The organism is Stenotrophomonas sp. C3(2023) (assembly GCF_032911385.1).
Taxonomy (GTDB): domain Bacteria; phylum Pseudomonadota; class Gammaproteobacteria; order Xanthomonadales; family Xanthomonadaceae; genus Stenotrophomonas.
Window position 1 is genome coordinate 954,162 of sequence record NZ_JAWJLO010000001.1, and the last position, 18,355, is coordinate 972,516.

Here is an 18,355-nt window from a genome sequence, read left to right on the forward strand (position 1 = left end):
GACGACCGTTGGTCGTCATGCTCCGCTTCTGGTAGGTGACGACCGTTGGTCGTCATGCTCCGCTTCTGGTAGGTGACGACCGTTGTTCGTCACGCCTTTGCCGTTTGATGTCCGGGTCGCTCAAAAGCGTGACGACCAACGGTCGTCACCTACCGAGGGCACGATGCCGTCGTTGCGCGCGTCAGCGCGTGGTGTGGCCAAATACCAGCTCGATGGCGAACTGGCTGCCGAAAAACGCCAGTCCCAGCAGCACCATCGCCGTCAGCGTCCAGTGCACCGCCTTGCGGCCGCGCCAGCCATAGCGACGGCGGCCGACCAGCAGCACGCCGAACACCAGCCACGACAGCACGCTGAGCACCGTCTTGTGCACCAGCTTCTGCGCCAGCAGATCATCAACGAACAGTACGCCGGTCACCAACGTCAGCGTGAGCAGCGCAAAGCCCACGGTGATCACCCGGAACAGCAGCGATTCCAGCTCGGTCAGCGGCGGCAGCGCACGCAGCCAGGGCTGGAACTGCCGCCGGCGCAGGGCGCGCTCCTGCAGCCACAGCATGATGGCCAGCAATGCGGCAATGCTCAGCGTGGCGTAGGCCAGCAGCGCCAGCCAGGCATGGCTGGCCAGGCGCCAGCCCAGCACCTTGCTCGGTTCGTGGCCATACCCGTGATAGGCGGCCAGCAGCAGGGCGGCCATCGGGAACACCACTACGCCCAACGCTGCCATCTGACCGCGGACACCGACCAGACTGGTCAGCGCGGCCATGCCGAGGCCGACCAGCGAGAGCGCGGCGAAGAAATGCATGTCCGGTCCGCCGCTGGTGGTCAGGGCCACCTGCACGTGATACCCCGCATGCAGGGCCATGGCCGGCAGTGCCGCCCACTGCCAGCCGTGCTGGCGTACCCCGGGGTCGCTGCCGACGCCGCGCACCAGCAGGGCCGAGGCGGTCAGGTAGAGCAGGGCAGCGATGAGAACGAGTGTCATCGCTGCAGTTTCTCACAGCGGCCCGGCCGAGGCGACGGCCGCCGTGTCGCATCCCGGCAGTCAGGCCCGAGCCGCTATACTGTCAGTCTCTTTGTTCCCCGTTTGCAGACAGGCCACCGCATGTTCGAGTCCCTGACCCAGCGCCTTTCCGGCACCATCGAGCGCCTGCGTGGCCGCGGCCGCCTCACCGAGGACAACATCCGCGAGGCCACCCGCGAAGTCCGTATCGCCCTGCTTGAAGCAGACGTGGCACTGCCGGTGGTGCAGGCGCTGGTCGAGCGCATCAAAGAGCGCGCCGTCGGCCAGGAAGTGCTCAAGTCGCTCACCCCCGGCCAGGCGCTGATCAAGATCGTCCGCGACGAGCTGACCGACGTGATGGGCGCTGAGGCCAGCGACCTCAACCTCAACGTGCCGGCACCGGCCGTGTTCCTGATGGCAGGCCTGCAGGGGGCCGGCAAGACCACCACGGTCGGCAAGCTGGCCAAGCACCTGAAGGAAAAGCGCAAGAAGAAGGTGATGGTGGTCTCGGCCGACGTCTACCGTCCGGCGGCGATCGAGCAGCTCAGGACGCTGGCCGAGCAGGTCGGTGTGCTGTTCTTCCCCTCCACTTCCGAGCAGAAGCCCGAAGCCATCGTGCGCGCGGCCATCGACGATGCGCGCCGTTCGTTCGTGGACGTGCTGCTGGTCGATACCGCCGGCCGTCTGACCATCGACGAAGCGATGATGGCCGAGATCAAGGCCCTGCACAGCGCGGTCAACCCGGCCGAAACGCTGTTCGTGGTCGATGCGATGACCGGCCAGGACGCGGCCAACACCGCCAAGGCGTTCGGTGAAGCGCTGCCGCTGACCGGCGTGGTGCTGACCAAGACCGACGGTGATGCCCGGGGCGGTGCCGCGCTGAGCGTGCGTTACATCACCGGCAAGCCGATCAAGTTCGTTGGCGTCAGCGAGAAGCCGGACGGCCTGGATGTGTTCCATCCCGAGCGCATGGCCGGCCGCATCCTGGACATGGGCGATGTGCTGTCGCTGGTGGAGCAGGTCGAGCAGAAGGTCGACAAGGACAAGGCGGCCAAGCTCGCCGAGAAGGTCGCCAAGGGCAAGAAGTTCGACCTCAACGACATGCGCGACCAGCTCGAGCAGATGCAGAACATGGGTGGCATCGGCGGCCTGATGGACAAGCTGCCGGGTCTGGGCCAGATTCCGGACCATCTCAAGCAGCAGGTCAGCCAGGGCAAGGATGTGCCGCGCATGATCGCCATCATCGGCTCGATGACCAAGAAGGAACGGCGCAACCCGAACCTGCTCAACGGCTCGCGCCGCGCGCGCATCGCCAAGGGCTCGGGCGTGACCCCGGCCGACGTCAACAAGCTCATGAAGCAGTACATGCAGATGGAAAAGATGATGAGCAAGATGGCCGGCGGCGGCATGAAGGGCATGATGCGCAGCATGAAGGGCATGATGGGTGCCATGGGCGGCCGCGGCCTGCCGTTCCGTTGACCTGCCGCAGGGGTGCGGCCATGCCGCGCCGGTAGACCCGTCCCGACGGTCGGCTCACGCGCGCAGCGTGTTGGGGTCAATCGCCTACGGTATGCAGAGCAGCCGACCATCGGGTCGGCTACCCAGCGCTCGACGTTGCCACGCGCGCGGCGCACCATGGGGGCCCCTCGCTGCACGGGTTGACTGCCCACCATGCACAATCGCGCTGTTGCCTCCCGGATAGACGCATTCTGCCAACGCTTCGGCGTCTCCAGCCCCGTCCTGCTGGCTCCGATGGCCGGTGCCTGCCCGGTCGCGTTGTCCGCGGCCGCTGCCAATGCCGGCAGCATGGGCGCGATGGGCGCGGTGCTTTCCAGCGCCGACGACATCGGCAGCTGGATGCAGCAGTTCCGTGCGCTCTCCACGGGTCCGGCGCAGATCAACCTGTGGCTGCCCGATGCGCCGCCGCAGCGTGACCGTGACGCAGAAGCGGCCAGCCGCGCCTTTCTTGCGCAATGGGGGCCACCGGTAAGCGAAAGCGCGGCCGACGCCACGCCAGCGGACTTCGACGCACAGTTTGCTGCGCTGCTGCGCGCACGGCCGACGGTGGCCTCGACCATCATGGGGGTGCTCCGCCACGACCAGGTACAGCAGCTCAGGGACGCCGGTATCGCCTGGTTCGCCACGGCCACCACGCTGGCCGAAGCGCGCGCCGCACAGGATGCCGGTGCCGATGCCGTGGTGGCGCAGGGCGTGGAGGCCGGCGGCCATCGTGGCGCGTTTGATCCGGCCAACGCCGAGCGCCAGCTGGTGGGCCTGTTCGCGCTGCTGCCGCGCCTGGCCGACAACCTGCAGGTGCCGGTGATCGCCGCCGGTGGCATCGCCGATGGTCGTGGCATTGCAGCGGCACTGACACTGGGTGCCAGCGCCGTGCAGATCGGGACCGCGCTGCTGCGCAGCCCGGAAGCCGGCATCGCGCCGGCCTGGGCTGATGCGCTGGCCCGCGCCGAGCCGGAAGATACCTGTCCGACACGTGCGTTCAGTGGCCGCCTCGGCCGTGGCCTGGCCACCGCGTACGTGCAGGCGGCTGCCGCCGAGGGGGCACCGCCGCCGCGTCCGTATCCGGTGCAGCGTGGTCTGACCGCACCGATGCGGGCGCAGGCGGCGCGCGAAAACGATCTCGATGCGCTGCAGGCGTGGGCCGGGCAGTCGGCCTGGATGGCGCCGGCCGAACCGGCTGCCGTGTTGCTGCAGCGCTGGTGGCAGCAGGCGCAGGCGCTGCTGTGAACGTGCTGACCTGCAACGGCTGCATCGCCAACGGCGCCGACCTGGCTCCGGCGCTGGTCAACTACGGCCACTTCACCTCCCTGCAGGTCCGCGACGGGGCGGTGCAGGGCCTGGCCCTGCATCTGCAGCGGCTCGCCTACGGCACCGAGGCGCTGTTTGGATCCACGCTGGATACCGCACAGGTGAGGGCATGGATGGCGCAGGCGGTCCAGCAGGCAGGGATGCCCGCCGCATCGCTGCGGGTGACTGTTTTTTCCCCGTGCTTCAGCTTCCGCGAGCCCTTGGCGGCGGTGCCGGTGGACGTGCTGGTCGCAGTGGCGCCGCCGGTCACGCTGCAGGCCCCAGCGCGGGTGCGCAGCGTGCGCTGGCAGCGCGAGTGGCCGGCGCTTAAGCATGTGGGCACCTTCGGGCTGTTCGCGCAGCGGCGTGCGGCGATGGCCGCCGGCTTCGACGATGCGCTGCTGCTGGACGCGCAGGGGCGGTTGAGCGAAGGCACCACCTGGAACCTGGCCGTGCAGCGTGACGGACAGTTGCTGTGGCCGCAGGCCGACGCCCTGCGCGGCACCACCGAAGCGCTGCTGCAGGCCGGCTGGTCAGGTCCCTCGCGCTGGCAGGCGCTGGGGCTGGACGAGCTGGACAGCGTGGACGCTGCGTTTGCCTGCAACGCCAGCGGCATCTGGCCACTGGCCGCCATCGACGACCACGTGCTGGCCGGCTCGTCCGCGCTGGCCGGGCAGGCGAGGGCGGTGCTGGCTGCGGTGCCGTGGAACCCCTTGCAGCCCTAGCGGCCGGGGCGGTTGCCCGCCGCGCGGGTCGCCGCTATAATCGCCGGCTTACCGCGCCATCCTGGCGACTGGGCAACAAGGAAAACATCACCATGGTCAAGATCCGACTGACCCGCGGCGGCGCCAAGAAGCGTCCGTTCTACCACATCATCGTGACCGACGTGCGCAGCGCGCGCGACGGCCGCAACATCGAGCGCGTTGGCTTCTACAACCCGGTTGCCCAGGGCGCCGAGAAGCGCATCGAGCTGGACCTGGCCCGCGTTGACCATTGGGTCAAGAACGGCGCGCAGCCGACCGACAAGGTTCGCAACCTGATCAAGGAAGCGACCAAGTCCCAGGCCGCTGCGGCCTGATCCTGAAGGGCCGCGCCCGCCGCGGCCCATCTGGTAGACGCAGATGAAAGATACCGAGCGCCGCATCCTGTTAGGCAGGATTGTCGGCGCTTTTGGTGTGCGCGGCGAAATCAAGCTCGAGTCCTGGACCGAGCCTCGTTCCGCCATTTTCCGTTATCAGCCGTGGATCCTGCGCAGCCCGTCGGGCCAGGAATCGACGCTGACCGGTGCCCGTGGCCGCGATGGTGGCAAGGCGCTGGTGGCCACCTTCCCCGGCATCGACGACCGTAATGTGGTCGAAGCGATGCACGGCACTGAAATCTACGTGGCACGCAGCGCGTTGCCGCCGCCCAAGCCGGACGAATACTACTGGGTCGATCTTGAAGGCCTGGATGTCCGCACCGTCGATGGTGTGGCCCTGGGCCAGGTGTCGCACCTGTTCTCCACCGGCGCCAACGACGTGGTCGTGGTGCGCGGTGACCGCGAGCGGATGATCCCCTGGCTGCAGCCGGACGTTGTGGTTTCGGTGGATTTCGACGCCAACCTGATCGTGGTCGACTGGGACCCCGAGTTCTGATGCGCGTCGACGTCATCACGCTGTTTCCCGAGTTCATCGCCCAGTCCGCAGGACTGGGCGTGGTCGGGCGTGCGCAGGAGAAATCGCTGTTCAGCCTGCATGGCTGGAACCCGCGCGACTACGCCGAAGGCAATTACCGCCGTGTGGACGACCGTCCGTTTGGCGGCGGCCCGGGCATGGTGATGCTGATCGAACCGTTGCAGGCCTGCCTGGACGCGGTGCGCATGGCCGACCCGGCGCCGGCACCGGTGATCTACCTCAGCCCACAGGGCCGCCCGCTCACCCAGAGCCGGGTGCGTGAACTGGCCGCGCTGCCGCGGATGATTCTGTTGTGCGGCCGCTATGAGGGCATCGACGAGCGCTTCCTGGCCAGCCAGGTCGATGAGGAAATCTCGCTCGGCGACTATGTACTTTCCGGGGGCGAACTGGGCGCGGCGGTGATCATCGACGCGGTGGCCCGCCTGCAGGAAGGTGCGTTGAATGATGCTGAGTCGGCCGCCCAGGACAGCTTTGAAGGCGAACTGGGGCTGCTGGACTGCCCGCATTACAGCCAACCGGCCCAGCATGCGCTGGGTGAGGTGCCCGAAGTGCTGCGGTCGGGCAACCATGCAGCCATCGCCCGCTGGCGCCGCCAGCAGTCGCTGCTGCGCACCTGGCAGCGCCGCCCCGAACTGCTGGACGAGGCCCGTCTTTCCAAGGCCGACCGCCAGCTGCTGGAGCAGGCCCGGCAAGGCCTGCAGGGTACGCCCACCCCCTAGCACCCCGCTCCGGAGTGGGCTATCATTGCCTGCTTGACGCCAGCCCACGGCTGCGCGCGCTGTATCCATAACAAACGTGCAGCACAGTCCGGTGACTGCATGAGCCCACGTTGTCGAACGACACAACCACCCGAACGAGAATCGGTGTAACCCATGAGCAAGCTGAACAAGTCCATCGTCGCGGAATTCGAATCCGCCCAGATCACCCGCGAACTGCCGAAGTTCAGCCAGGGCGACACCGTTGTTGTCAACGTGAAGGTGAAGGAAGGTAACCGCGAGCGCGTCCAGGCCTATGAAGGCGTTGTGATCGCGACCAAGAACGGCGGCCTGAACTCCTCGTTCACCGTGCGCAAGATCTCGCACGGCTACGGCGTCGAGCGCGTTTTCCAGACCCACAGCGCCATCATCGACTCGGTCGAAGTGAAGCGTCGTGGTAAGGTCCGCGCCGGCAAGCTGTACTACCTGCGTGGTCTGGAAGGCAAGGCTGCCCGCATCAAGGAAGATCTGGCTGCTGCTGCCCAGGCCAAGGCTGCCCGCCTGGCCGAGAAGGCTGCCCAGTAATTTCCAACAACCTCGGTTATTGCCGCAGCGGCCACCTTCGGGTGGCCGTTTGCGTTTGTGCTGCCGACAGCGTTACGTTCGCCTTATGAACGACGCACACCACCGTTATCCGCCGCGCGTGCGCGCGGCGCTGCAGTACCTCGATCAGGCCGGTATCCCCCGCCGGCATTCGGCACCGTTGCTGCATCGCCTGCTGTGGCGGTGCGGGGTGAACCTGCCGCCGCCGATTCTGGCCGGCATGCTTCCCAATGCATTGGTGATGGGCAGCTTCTTCGGCATCACCTGGGGCGCCTTCATGTGGCTGGCGTTCTGGCAGCGCATGCAGATGCCGCCGATGCTCGCGGCCGGCTCGGCGCTGATGGCTGGCGTGCTGTTCGGTGCAGCGATGGCGCTGTACATGCATTTCTGGCGCCGCCGCCGTAAGCTGCAGCGCTGGAGCGATCTGCCGTACTGAGGACCACGCATTCTCACCGACGCCCGGCCAACAGCGGCGCAGCCGTGCCCGGCATTACGTGGCGGGCGCGCAACGCCGCGAGCAGATGCTGTGACGACCAACGGTCGTCACCTACCGGTGCAGATCCTCGCGATATGGCCCCCGCACGCTCGGCTAGCGCTGTTGGTAGGTGACGACCGTTGGTCGTCACGCTCCAGCGGCGCAGCCGTGCCCCGGTAGTGCCGGGCTCTGCCCGGCAAGCGCGCAGAGCGGTCTGGTCGCGATCTGGCCGGAGAGCAGCCGGGCAGAGCCCGGCACTACGCGCCTGGCGCGCGGCGCGCGGCGCGGTGAGCAGATGCTGTGACGACCAACGGTCGTCACCTACCGGCGCAGATCCTCGCGATATGGCCGACGAGCGGCCGCCCGCCGCTGGTGGTAGGTGACGACCGTTGGTCGTCACGCTCGAGCGGCGCAGCCGTGCCCGGTAGTGCCGGGCTCTGCCCGGCAAGCGCGCAGCGCGGTCTGGTCGCGATCTGGCCGGAGAGCAGCCGGGCGAAGCCCGGCACTACGCGCCTGGCGCTACCGGGTGACCGGGTCCGGGTCGGCCACCGGCGAGGGCGGGCACGCCGGCACTTCCGCGGGTGCGGCCAAGGCCGGCTCCGGCGTGGCAGGGGCCAGCATACGCGCGCGGCGCCAGCCGCCCCAGCGGTAATACGCCAGCGACAGCAGCATCGACACCAGCGAGCTGGCCGGGAAGCTCCACCAGATGGCGTCGGCACCCAGATACGGCTGCAGCGTTTCGGCAAACGGCACACGCACGCCCCACAGTGCGGCGGCCAGGATCAGCAGCGGCGGCAGCACCGCGCCGGTCGAGCGCACCACGCCGGAGATCACAAAGCTCACCCCGAAGAACAGGAACGACCACACCGCGATGTGGTTGAGGTGGCGCGCCACGTCCAGCGCCTGGCTGCCGTCGGGCAGGAACAGGGCCAGGCTGTAGCGGTCCAGCAGCACGATCGGCAGGATCAGCACGCCGGTCAGCAGGAAGTTGAACAGCACGCCCTTGCGCGCGGTGCCGCGCACGCGGTCCCACTGCTGGGCCCCAACGTTCTGCGCGGCCATCGAGGAGCAGGCCGCACCGATGGCCATCGCCGGCATCTGCACGTAGGTCCACAGCTGCAGCGACGCCCCGTAGGCGGCCGCGGTGGCGGTGCCGTACTGATTGACCATCGTCATCAGCATGATCATCGACAGCGAGATCAGCACCATCTGCAGGCCCATCGGCACGCCCTTGACCACCAGCGCCTTGAGAATGCGCAGGTCCACCTTGAACAGCGCCATATCGGCACGGCCCAGCCACAGCACATGGCGCTTGTGCCGCATGTACAGCAGCAGACCCAGCAGCGACAGCGACTGGGCCACCAGCGTGGCCCAGGCTGCACCGGCAATGCCCAGCTCGGGCAGCGGGCCTACGCCGAAGATCAGCAGCGGGTTGAGCACGATGTCCAGCGCCACCGACAGCAGCAGGAACCGGAACGGGGTGCGCGAGTCACCCACGCCGCGCAGTGCCGAGGACAGAAACGCAAACGCGTACAGCGTTGGCGTGGCCAGGAAGATGATGCGCAGGTAGGCCTCGGCCAGCGGCAGTGACGCCGCCGGGGTGCCCATCGCTTCCAGAATGGGGTGGGCGATGAACCAGCCCACTGCCGCGATGACCACCGACAGACTGATGAAGAACGTTGCGCTGGTGCCCATCACCCGCCGCGCCTGCGCGATGTCCTGCGCGCCGATGGCCTGGCCGATCAGAATGGTGGCGGCCATGCCGATGCCGAACACCGAGCCGATCAGGAAGAACATGATGTTGTTGGCGTTTGCGGTGGCGGTCAACGCCGCCTCGCCAAGGAAGCGGCCGACCCAGATCGCGTTGACCGAGCCGTTGAGCGACTGGGCGATGTTGCCGGCCAGGATGGGCAGCGAGAACAACAGCAGGTTGCGCCCAATCGGGCCGTGGGTCAGGTCGAGTGGCGCTTTTGCCATGGGCTGGAGATCGGGCGGGGGTGGGCGCACACTAGCACCAAGCCCGTGCGTGGAGTGTGCCAATGCCCGCCAACCTTTTGCTGAAGCGGCTGCCTGCGCTGGCCTTGATCGCGCTGGCGTTGGCCGCATGTTCCAGCACAGGCCGGTTCGATGATCCGCAGGCGCGGCCCAGCGATCGCCCCGAGTGCCAGGTGGGCAGCCAGCGACAGGACCTGTCGGCCGGCGTGCCGTCTCTGCCGGGAGGCACCGGCTGCCGCACCGACCCGGCCAATCCCCGACCCTTGAACAAGCGACCTTATTGATAGATGAGTGATCTGACCCTGCCAACGGCAAGCGTGCGCCTGGATATCTGGCTGTGGGCCGCGCGGTTCTTCAAAACACGCAGTCTGGCCAAGCAGGCCATTGAAACCGGCAAGGTGGCCGTGGCCGGGCAGCGACCCAAGTCCTCGCGCGCGGTACGCGTGGGAGAGCAGCTGGAGATCGACCGTGGCGAAGAGCATTTCCAGGTGCAGGTGCAGGGCCTGAGCGACCAGCGCGGGCCGGCGCCGGTGGCGCAGCTGCTGTATGCGGAAAGCGAGGCCTCCAAGGCGCGGCGCGCAGAGGTGCGTGCGCTGCGCATCGCTGCGCGCGATGGCTTCCAGCCGCCGGAACACAAGCCGGACAAGCGCGCACGGCGGTTGATCCGTGCGCTGGGTGATATCGACGCGCTGTGATTTGCCGATGCGGCTGCAGCCGCGTCCTGTTTACAGTTTTTCGCATTTACCGCCGCCTGCAGCGGCCGCCAGACTTGCGCTTTACACGTGGGAGTCATCATGGAGCGCATGTTCAAGGCGGTCGCCGCCGCGCTGCTGCTGTTGGCCGTGGCCGCCTGCAGCCGCCCGTCGGAGCCGGCGCAGGTAACGGCGGTGCCGTTGAGCGCGCCGGAGGGCAACCTGCAGCTGGCATTCTGGACCCTGCCGCAGCGCGGGGCCAACAGCATGAACGTGCAGCCACCGGACCGTGCCTACTTCGACGCCCTGCGCGCTACCGGGGCCACCTGGGTGCGTCTGGCGCCGGACAAATGGAAGGGGCATGGCGGACGCGACTTCCTGATCGGCAATGCGGACCACTACCAGGGTCTGGTCGCACCGGATCTGGCGGTGCTGCGCCGGGTACTCGACGACGCGCACGCAGCGGGCCTGCGCGTGGTGCTGGTGCCGCTGTCGCTGCCGCTGCTGCGCTGGAAACAGCTCAACGATGACCGCCCCGACCAGCGGCTGTGGCAATCGCTGGAGAACCAGCGGCCCGCGCAGGCCTTCTGGCGCGACCTGGCCCGGGCGCTGCGCGGCCACCCGGCGCTGGTGGCCTACAACCTCATCAACGAACCAGCGCCCGAACTGGGCAGTGGCCTGGCCGAGCATGCGTCGGCTGCGGCCATGCAGCAGTGGTACCAGCGCGAGCAGGACGGACCGCGTGACCTGCGCCGGTTCTATGCCGGCCTGATCGCGGCGGTGCGCAGCGTCGACGCGCAGACGCCCTTGATGCTCGATGCGGGCTGGTACGCCGCTGCCGATGCCTTCGACTACTGGCCCGAACCGCTGGACGACGCCGCGTTGCTGTACGCGGTGCACATGTACGAGCCGTATGCGGCGACCAGTGCGCCGAACCAGAAGCGCGAGGTGCCCTGGCGCTACCCGGCGGTGGTGCCCTATGCCGGTGGCGAGCAGCGCTGGGACGCCGCACAGGTGGCGCGCTACCTGCGCCGTCCCGTGCAGTGGGCCCAACGCCACGGGGTACCGACGAACCGGCTGGTAGTGGCCGAGTTCGGCTGCATGCGGCAGTGGCCGGATTGCCCTGCCTACCTGCGCGACGTGCTGGCGGTGGCCGAGCAGGAGCGGCTGCACTGGGCGTTCTATGCCTTCCGCGAGGACGGCTGGGACGGGATGGACTACGAGATCGGGAACAAGCGCCTGCCGTGGTCGTACTGGCAGGCACAGGCGCAGGGTGAAGTGCCACAGGCTCCGCGTGGCCCCAACCCGGTGTTCGCGCCGATTCTGGAGCGGCTGCAGGCAGGCATCGCCGCCGGCGAGTGAACCTCGCCGGCGGAGCCAGCGTGCTTATGCGTGCAGGTCGTAGCGGTCCAGTTCCATCACCCGGCTCCAGGCGGCGATGAAATCCTGGACGAACTTCTTCTGGCCATCGGCGCTGGCGTATACCTCGGCCAGCGCCCGCAGGATGGCGTTGGAGCCGAACACCAGGTCGGCGCGGCTGGCAGTCCAGCGCGTGGCACCGGTGCTGCGGTCGATGCCAATGTAGCCATCGCCTCGCACCTGCCACTGCGTACCCATGTCCAGCAGGTTGACGAAGAAATCGTTGCTCAACCTACCCACGGTGTCGGTGAGCACGCCCTGTGCGTTGCCATCGACCGTGGCGCCCAGCACGCGCAGGCCACCGACCAGAACGGTCATCTCCGGCGCGGTCAGCGTGAGCAGCTGCGCCTTGTCCACCAGCAGCACCTCGGCGGGGACGCTGTAGCGGCCTTTGACGTAGTTGCGGAAGCCATCGGCCACCGGCTCAAGCACCGCGAACGAGGCCACGTCGGTCTGTTCCTGCGTGGCATCGGTGCGTCCGGGCGTGAAGGGCACGCTGACCTCGAAACCGGCCGCCTTCGCTGCCTGCTCCACGCCGACGCCGCCGGCGAGCACGATCAGATCGGCCAGCGACACCTGGAGACCACCGGCCGCGTTGAAGTCCTGTTGCATCTTGCCGAGTACGGCGAGCACGCGCGCCAGCTGCTCTGGCTGATTCACCGCCCAGTGTTTCTGCGGAGCCAGCGCGATGCGTGCACCGTTGGCGCCGCCACGCTTGTCCGAGCCGCGGAACGTTGAAGCCGAGGCCCACGCGGTACTCACCAGCGCGCTGACGCCCAGGCCGGTGGCGGCAATCTGCTGCTTCAGCGTGGCGATGTCCCGCGCATCGATGAGCGGTGTTGCGGCCTTGGGCAGCGGGTCCTGCCAGATGAATTCCTCGGCAGGCACTTCCGGGCCGAGATAGCGCGAGCGCGGCCCCATATCACGGTGGGTCAGCTTGAACCACGCGCGGGCAAACGCATCGGCAAATGCCTGCGGGTCGTTCAGGAAGCGGCGCGAGATCTTTTCATAGGCCGGGTCCATGCGCAGCGAGAGGTCGGTGGTGAGCATGGTGGGGCGGTGCCTGCGGCTACTGTCGTAGGCGTCAGGAATGATCGCCTCGCTGTCCTTGGCCACCCACTGGTGGGCGCCGGCCGGGCTGCGGGTCAGCTCCCACTCGTGGCCGAACAGAATCTCGAAGAAGTCGTGGCTCCATTGCGCCGGCGTCCGCGTCCAGGTCACTTCCAGACCGCTGGTGATGGTGTCGGCACCCTTGCCGCTGCGGTAGGCGTTGGCCCAGCCCAGGCCCTGGCTTTCCAGCCCCGCCGCCTCAGGCTCCACGTCCACATTGTCGGCCGGACCGGCGCCATGGGTCTTGCCGAAGCTGTGACCACCGGCGATCAGCGCGACGGTTTCCTCATCGTCCATCGCCATACGACCGAAGGTGTCGCGGATGTCGTGTGCGGCCAGCAGCGGGTCCGGGTTGCCGTCCGGGCCTTCCGGGTTGACGTAGATCAGCCCCATCTGCACGGCGGCCAAAGGGTTTTCCAGCGTGCGCGAGTGCACATCGCCGTCGGCAACATCGTCGGCCACCAGCACGCCGCCGGCCTTGGCCACGCCCTCCGAACCATGCCGGTAACGCGCATCGCCGCCCAGCCAGGTGGTCTCCCGCCCCCAGTACACGTCCTGGTCCGGTTCCCAGGTATCGGTGCGGCCACCGGCAAAGCCCAGCGTTTTGAAGCCCATCGACTCGAGCGCCACGTTGCCGGTCAGGATCAGCAGGTCAGCCCACGAAATCGCCTGCCCGTACTTCTGCTTGATCGGCCACAGCAGGCGGCGCGCCTTGTCCAGGCTGACATTGTCCGGCCAGCTGTTGAGCGGGGCGAAGCGCTGCTGGCCACGGCCACCACCGCCGCGGCCATCGCCGATGCGGTAGGTGCCGGCGCTGTGCCAGGCCATGCGCACGAACAGGCCGCCATAGTGGCCGAAATCGGCCGGCCACCAGTCCTGCGAATCGGTCATCAGCGCGGTCAGGTCCTGCTTCAGCGCCGCGTAGTCCAGCCCTTTGAAAGCAGTGGCATAGTCAAAGCCGTCATCCAGCGGATTGGAGCGCGACGAATGCTGGTTGAGCAGATCCACGCGCAGCTGCGTGGGCCACCAGTCCTGGTTGCGCGTGCCTTCACCGGCGGCGGCATGGTGGAAGGGGCACTTGGATTCGCTTTTCATGGGTGTCTACCTGTGGACGGACGCGAGGTGGCGATGTGGGTTTCTGCCCACAGTAGAGACCGCAGTTACAACGGTAAATTCGATTTATCCAACTATTCTGATAGTCAAGGGCTATGGCGAGGCGCAGGCTTAGGCGCTCCGATAGCCTGCCTCAATGCCAAGCGCCGCGACATCGCGCAGCGTCCCAGGCAGCTCAGCGCCGTCCACCCAGCAGGCTGCCGCCAAGCTTGATCACATCGCCCAGGCCCAGCTTGCCGTCGCCGTCCTGGTCGAGCAGGGCAGCCAGCCCGCCGCCGGCCATGCCCGCGCTCTGCGCTTCCTGGCCCAGCGCCTGGCCCAGCTCGCCGGCATTGCCCTGCTGGGCGAACCGCTGGGCCAGGAACGACATCACGATCGGTGCCAGCAGCGTCAGCAGTTCGCCTGCCTTGCCGCTGCCCAGCCCGGTCTTGTTGCCGAGCAGCTGCGCGGCCTGCGCGTTCTGGCCGCCGAAGACGTGACCGAGGATGCCGGCACCGTTGGTGGCACTCCCGCTGTCACCGCCGCCGAGCACGCTGCCCAGCAGCCCACCCAGGTCGAAACCGCCGCCCGCAGCGGCGCTGTGGTCACGCTGCAAGGCGTTGAGCAGTGACTGCGCACCCTGCGGCTGGCTGGCGTTGTTGCCCAGCGCGCCCAGCAGCAGCGGCAGGGCGGCGCCGACGGCCTGCTGGGTCTGGGCAGTGTCCAGCCCGAGCTTCTGCGCGACCTGCTGCAGGCCCTCACCCTGCTGCAGCTGCTGGAACAATGAGGCGGCAAGCGATGATGTGTTCATGGTCGGCTCCGGTTGGGTGATGACCGGCCGAGCATAACGCTGCATGCAGAAACAAAAAGAGAACTGCATGTGCCGATTGGCGCAGCCTATCCGACGTCGAGCAGCCCGATCAGTGCCAGACTCACCGCCACGGCGGCCAGCGTGGCCCCGAACACGCTCCAGGGGGCGCGTTGCCAAGGCCAGTGCCCGTAGCGCAGCGGCTGTTCGATGAGGTGATGTCCCAGCATGGCCAGTCCCAGCACCAGCGGTACGTAGACCGGCAGTGCCGAAAGCGGCAGTGGCTGGTCGCCCCGCATCAGCACCAGCACCGGCCAGTGCACCAGATACAGCGCGTAGGCGAGCCGGCCGAGGTAGCGCAGCGGGGCACAACCGAGCCAGCGCACCAGCCGGGGCGCAGCGCCGTTTGCCGTCGTGCAGGCGGCCAGCAGCAGCGCTGCGCCCGCTACGACGATCACCCCGTCCGGGAAGGGCAGCGTGGTCGGCCGCGCCATCGCCAGTCCGGCCAGGACCAGCGCCAGACCGGCCCAGCCCTGGTGGCGGCGGCCACCCGGCAGCGTGCGGCGGTGCAGATGCTGGTACAGCAGGACGCCAGCAGCGAACTGCCAGAACCGCGCGGGCAGCAGGTAGTAGGCCGAGGCCGGTGTGGCCTGGGTCTGCCATGCGGCTAGCAGCAGCGAGGCCAGTGCCAGCACCGGCAACGCCCAGCACGCCGGGCGCCGGTGCAGCCAGGCAAAGATCAGCAGCGGCAGCAGCAGGTAGAACTGCGCCTGCACCGCCAGTGGCCAGGTCTGCAGGAACGGGTTGGCGTCGGCAAACGGGGTCAGGTGGCTGGCCAGACTCCAGGCAAGCACGAGATTGCTGGCCCCGGCCATGGCGGCAATGCCCGTGTTTTCGTAGGTGCCGTCAAGGATGCCGCGGGGCAGGTGCCAGCTCACCGCAGCGAAGGTCGCCACCACCACGACCAGCAGCAGCGGCAGCAGGCGCAGCAGGCGGCGGCGCAGAAAATCCAGCAGCCAGGGCCACAGTTGCGGGCAGGGCACGGCGGCCAGCGAGCGGCAGATGACGAAACCGGAAATCACGAAGAACAGATCCACCCCGGCCAGCCCGCCGGGCAACCAGCGCGCATCAAGGTGGAACAGGATGATGGCGACCACCGCGACGGCCCGAAGGCCATCGATTGCAGCGTTGTAATCGGGGGGTAGACGGCGCATGGACAGGGCCCAAGGCACGGGGGGCCAGCATCAGGTGCTGGCGGTTGTGCCGACAAGCGGCATCAGCGGCAGCGCGTGTCGCCCGCGCGCGAACCGCCCGGCGTGCCTACAACAGCGCCTTGAGCCGATACAGCGCTTCCAGTGCCTGCTTGGGGGTCAGCTCGTCCGGGTCGATGGCTGACAGGGCCTCCTGCGCCGCGCTGGAGGGGGCGGTGAACAGCCCGAACTGCTGCGGCGCGTCCAGCGCCTGCGGGGTGCCGGAAGCGGCGTGGCTGTGCTCGCTGCGGTGCTCCAGCTCGGCCAGACGACGCCGCGCCTGGGCCACCGTGGCCCGCGGCAGGCCAGCCAGCGCGGCCACCTGCAGGCCAAAGCTGCGGTTGGCCGGGCCGTCTTTCACCGCATGCATGAACACCAGATTCTCGCCGTGCTCCACCGCATCCAGATGCACGTTGGCGATGCCGCTGGGGCCGCCCTCATGCTGCTCGCCGGCCAGCGCGGTCAGCTCGAAATAATGGGTGGCAAACAGCGTGTAGCAGCGGTTGTGCCAGGCCAGATGACGCGCCACCGCATCGGCCAGCGCCAGGCCGTCGTAGGTGGAGGTGCCACGGCCGATCTCATCCATCAGCACCAGCGACTGCGCGGTGGCGTGATGCAGGATGTAGCTGGTCTCGGCCATTTCCACCATGAAGGTGGACTGCCCACGCGCCAGATCGTCGCCAGCGCCAATGCGGGTGAGAATGCGGTCGATGGGGCCGATCACCGCGCGGCTGGCCGGCACGAAACTGCCGATGTGGGCCAGCAGCACGATCAGCGCGTTCTGACGCATGTAGGTGGATTTACCACCCATGTTCGGGCCGGTGATGACCAGCATGCGGCGGTCGCTGTGCAGGTCCAGGTCGTTGGGTTCGAAGGGCTGCTCGCGGACCGCTTCGACCACCGGATGGCGGCCACGTTCGATCTTCAGGCAGGGCGCGTCCTGCAGCTGCGGGCGCGACCAGTCCAGCGCCTGCGCGCGTTCGGCAAAAGCAGCCAGCACGTCCAGTTCACTCAGCGCGGCCGCGCACTGCTTGAGCGGCTCCAGATTGGCACCGAGCTCATCAAGCAGCTGCTCGTACAGCGCCTTCTCGCGCGACAACGAACGCTCGCGTGCGGAAAGCACCTTGTCCTCGAAGGCCTTGAGTTCTTCGGTGATGTAACGCTCGGCGTTGGTCAGGGTCTGGCGGCGGGTGTAGTGCACCGGCGCGCGCTCGGACTGGCCCTTGCTGATCTCGATGTAGTAGCCGTGGACGCGGTTGTAACCGACCTTGAGCGTGGCGATGCCGCTGCTTTCGCGCTCGCGCAGCTCAAGGTCGACCAGGAACTGGTCGGCGTTGGTGGAGAGCCGGCGCAGTTCGTCCAGCTCGGCGTCGAAGCCATCGGCCAGCACGCCGCCATCGCTGAGCTTGAGCGGCGGCATCTCGGCGATGGCCGTGGCCAGCAGATGCGCACATGCATCGTGCTCGCCCAGCCGCTGATGCAGCTGCTGCAGGCGCGGCGAGTCCAGCGGGGCGAGCACCTCGCGCACGGCCGGCAGCAGTGCCAGACCATCGCGCAGGGTGGAAAAATCGCGCGGTCGCGCCGAGCGCAGCGCCACGCGGGTAAGAATGCGTTCCAGATCACCCAGGCGACGGAACTGCTCGCGGATGTCGGCATCACTGCCGCGGTCGATCAGCGTTTCCACCGCATGGTGACGCTGCACCAGCACCTCGCGCAGGCGCAGCGGGCGGTGCAGCCAGCGTCGCAGCAGACGCCCGCCCATCGGCGTCACCGTGCTGTCGAGCACACCGAGCAGGGTGTTACGGGTATCGCCATCAACGCGGGTGTCCAGTTCCAGATGGCGGCGGGTGGCCGCGTTCATTGCAATGGCCTCGCTGGCCGTCTCCATCGCGATCGAGGTCAGGTGCGGCAGGCGCTGCTTCTGGGTTTCCTCGACGTAGCCGAGCAGGGCGCCGGCCGCTGCGGTGGCACGCGGCTTGTCATCGATGCCAAAACCGCTGAGGTCATGCAGCTTGAAGAAGGACAGCAGCTGCCGGCGGCCACTGTCCGCATCGAACAGCCACGGCGCGCGACGGCGCACACCGCTGCGCTGGCGCAGGAACGCGGGCCAGTTGTCCTCGTCGGGCACCAGCAGCTCGGCCGGCTCCAAGCGGGCCAGCTCCGCTTCCAGCGCATCCTCGCTGTCCACTTCGTTGACCAGGAAGCGGCCACCGGCCAGGTCGGCCCAGGCCAGGCCATAGCCATTCTTGCCGCGCGAGAGCGCCATCAGCAGCGTGTCGCGGCGCTCATCCAGCAGCGCCTCATCGGTGACCGTGCCGGGAGTGACGATGCGCACCACCTTGCGTTCGACCAGACCCTTGGCCAGCGCCGGGTCGCCGATCTGCTCGCAGATGGCCACCGACTCGCCCAGCGCCACCAGCCGCGCCAGGTAGCCCTCGTAGGCGTGCACGGGCACACCGGCCATCGGAATCGGCGCCCCCCCGGAGCTGCCACGCTGGGTCAGGGTGATGTCGAGCAGGCGCGCGGCCTTGCGCGCATCGTCGTAGAACAGCTCGTAGAAATCGCCCATGCGGAAGAACAGCAGCAGGTCCGGGTACTCGGACTTGGCTGCGAAGAACTGCTTCATCAGCGGGGTGTGTTCGGGCTGTTTCTGGGTCACGCGGCGGCCATCATCTTGAGCGGCGCGCAACGCAGCGCCGGGGCCGCCCATTGTAGCCGGAGGGGTAGGGCAGGGGCCGCGG

17 protein-coding genes are annotated in these 18,355 nt (G+C 68.1%); 11 read left to right on the plus strand and 6 right to left on the minus strand.

The window, feature by feature from the left end; genetic code table 11:
- Positions 1–181: 181 nt before the first annotated feature.
- A complete protein-coding gene (gene ccsA, locus RZA67_RS04145) occupies positions 182–979 on the minus strand; it encodes a cytochrome c biogenesis protein CcsA (protein WP_317211342.1) in 798 nt (265 codons plus the stop codon).
- Positions 980–1,099: 120 nt separating this feature from the next.
- On the opposite strand from ccsA, the gene ffh reads away from it, so the two are divergent.
- The 8 genes from ffh (at position 1,100) to RZA67_RS04185 (ending at position 7,209) form a co-directional block, all read left to right on the plus strand.
- Entirely contained in the window at positions 1,100–2,476 is a 1,377-nt protein-coding gene (gene ffh / locus RZA67_RS04150) for a signal recognition particle protein (RefSeq protein ID WP_317211343.1), read from the plus strand.
- 192 nt (positions 2,477–2,668) lie between these two features.
- Positions 2,669–3,742, plus strand: coding sequence for a nitronate monooxygenase (locus tag RZA67_RS04155; protein ID WP_317211344.1), 1,074 nt, complete (start codon positions 2,669–2,671; stop codon positions 3,740–3,742).
- Positions 3,739–4,527, plus strand: coding sequence for an aminotransferase class IV (locus RZA67_RS04160; protein ID WP_317211345.1), 789 nt, complete (start codon positions 3,739–3,741; stop codon positions 4,525–4,527). The genes RZA67_RS04155 and RZA67_RS04160 overlap by 4 nt, the downstream gene beginning before the upstream one ends.
- A 92-nt stretch (positions 4,528–4,619) precedes the next feature.
- Positions 4,620–4,880, plus strand: coding sequence for a 30S ribosomal protein S16 (gene rpsP / locus RZA67_RS04165; protein ID WP_005415733.1), 261 nt, complete (start codon positions 4,620–4,622; stop codon positions 4,878–4,880).
- A gap of 43 nt (positions 4,881–4,923) precedes the next feature.
- A complete protein-coding gene (rimM, locus tag RZA67_RS04170; RefSeq protein ID WP_317211350.1) occupies positions 4,924–5,436 on the plus strand; it encodes a ribosome maturation factor RimM in 513 nt (170 codons plus the stop codon).
- Entirely contained in the window at positions 5,436–6,194 is a 759-nt protein-coding gene (gene trmD / locus RZA67_RS04175; protein ID WP_317211351.1) for a tRNA (guanosine(37)-N1)-methyltransferase TrmD, read from the plus strand. The genes rimM and trmD overlap by 1 nt, the downstream gene beginning before the upstream one ends.
- Before the next feature lie 153 nt (positions 6,195–6,347).
- Positions 6,348–6,755, plus strand: coding sequence for a 50S ribosomal protein L19 (gene rplS, locus RZA67_RS04180; RefSeq protein WP_317211352.1), 408 nt, complete (start codon positions 6,348–6,350; stop codon positions 6,753–6,755).
- Between the two features lie 85 nt (positions 6,756–6,840).
- Positions 6,841–7,209, plus strand: coding sequence for a DUF6404 family protein (locus RZA67_RS04185; RefSeq protein WP_317211353.1), 369 nt, complete (start codon positions 6,841–6,843; stop codon positions 7,207–7,209).
- A gap of 558 nt (positions 7,210–7,767) precedes the next feature.
- Here RZA67_RS04185 and RZA67_RS04190 read toward each other — a convergent pair.
- Entirely contained in the window at positions 7,768–9,225 is a 1,458-nt protein-coding gene (locus tag RZA67_RS04190; protein WP_317211354.1) for an MATE family efflux transporter, read from the minus strand.
- Between the two features lie 62 nt (positions 9,226–9,287).
- Between RZA67_RS04190 and RZA67_RS04195 the strand changes: the two genes are divergently transcribed.
- The 3 genes from RZA67_RS04195 to RZA67_RS04205 all read left to right on the plus strand — a co-directional run bounded on the left by RZA67_RS04195 (position 9,288) and on the right by RZA67_RS04205 (position 11,297).
- Entirely contained in the window at positions 9,288–9,527 is a 240-nt protein-coding gene (locus RZA67_RS04195; RefSeq protein ID WP_317211355.1) for a hypothetical protein, read from the plus strand.
- Between the two features lie 3 nt (positions 9,528–9,530).
- The gene (locus tag RZA67_RS04200; protein WP_317211356.1) at positions 9,531–9,938 is read left to right on the plus strand and encodes a S4 domain-containing protein; all 408 of its coding nucleotides are present in this window, start codon (positions 9,531–9,533) and stop codon (positions 9,936–9,938) included.
- Positions 9,939–10,037: 99 nt separating this feature from the next.
- Positions 10,038–11,297, plus strand: coding sequence for a cellulase family glycosylhydrolase (locus RZA67_RS04205; RefSeq protein WP_317211357.1), 1,260 nt, complete (start codon positions 10,038–10,040; stop codon positions 11,295–11,297).
- 24 nt (positions 11,298–11,321) lie between these two features.
- Here the strand turns inward: RZA67_RS04205 and katG are convergent, their stop codons facing one another.
- From katG to mutS, 4 genes are all read right to left on the minus strand, one after another.
- On the minus strand, positions 11,322–13,559 hold the full coding sequence (gene katG / locus RZA67_RS04210) for a catalase/peroxidase HPI (RefSeq protein ID WP_317211358.1): 2,238 nt from the start codon (positions 13,557–13,559) through the stop codon (positions 11,322–11,324).
- Between the two features lie 193 nt (positions 13,560–13,752).
- Positions 13,753–14,367: a DUF937 domain-containing protein gene (locus tag RZA67_RS04215; protein ID WP_317211359.1), complete on the minus strand. Its 615-nt coding sequence runs from the start codon at positions 14,365–14,367 to the stop codon at positions 13,753–13,755.
- An 86-nt stretch (positions 14,368–14,453) separates the two neighbouring features.
- Entirely contained in the window at positions 14,454–15,578 is a 1,125-nt protein-coding gene (locus RZA67_RS04220) for an acyltransferase (RefSeq protein WP_317211361.1), read from the minus strand.
- Between the two features lie 106 nt (positions 15,579–15,684).
- Positions 15,685–18,240, minus strand: coding sequence for a DNA mismatch repair protein MutS (mutS, locus tag RZA67_RS04225; protein WP_317213801.1), 2,556 nt, complete (start codon positions 18,238–18,240; stop codon positions 15,685–15,687).
- Positions 18,241–18,355 lie beyond the last annotated feature (115 nt).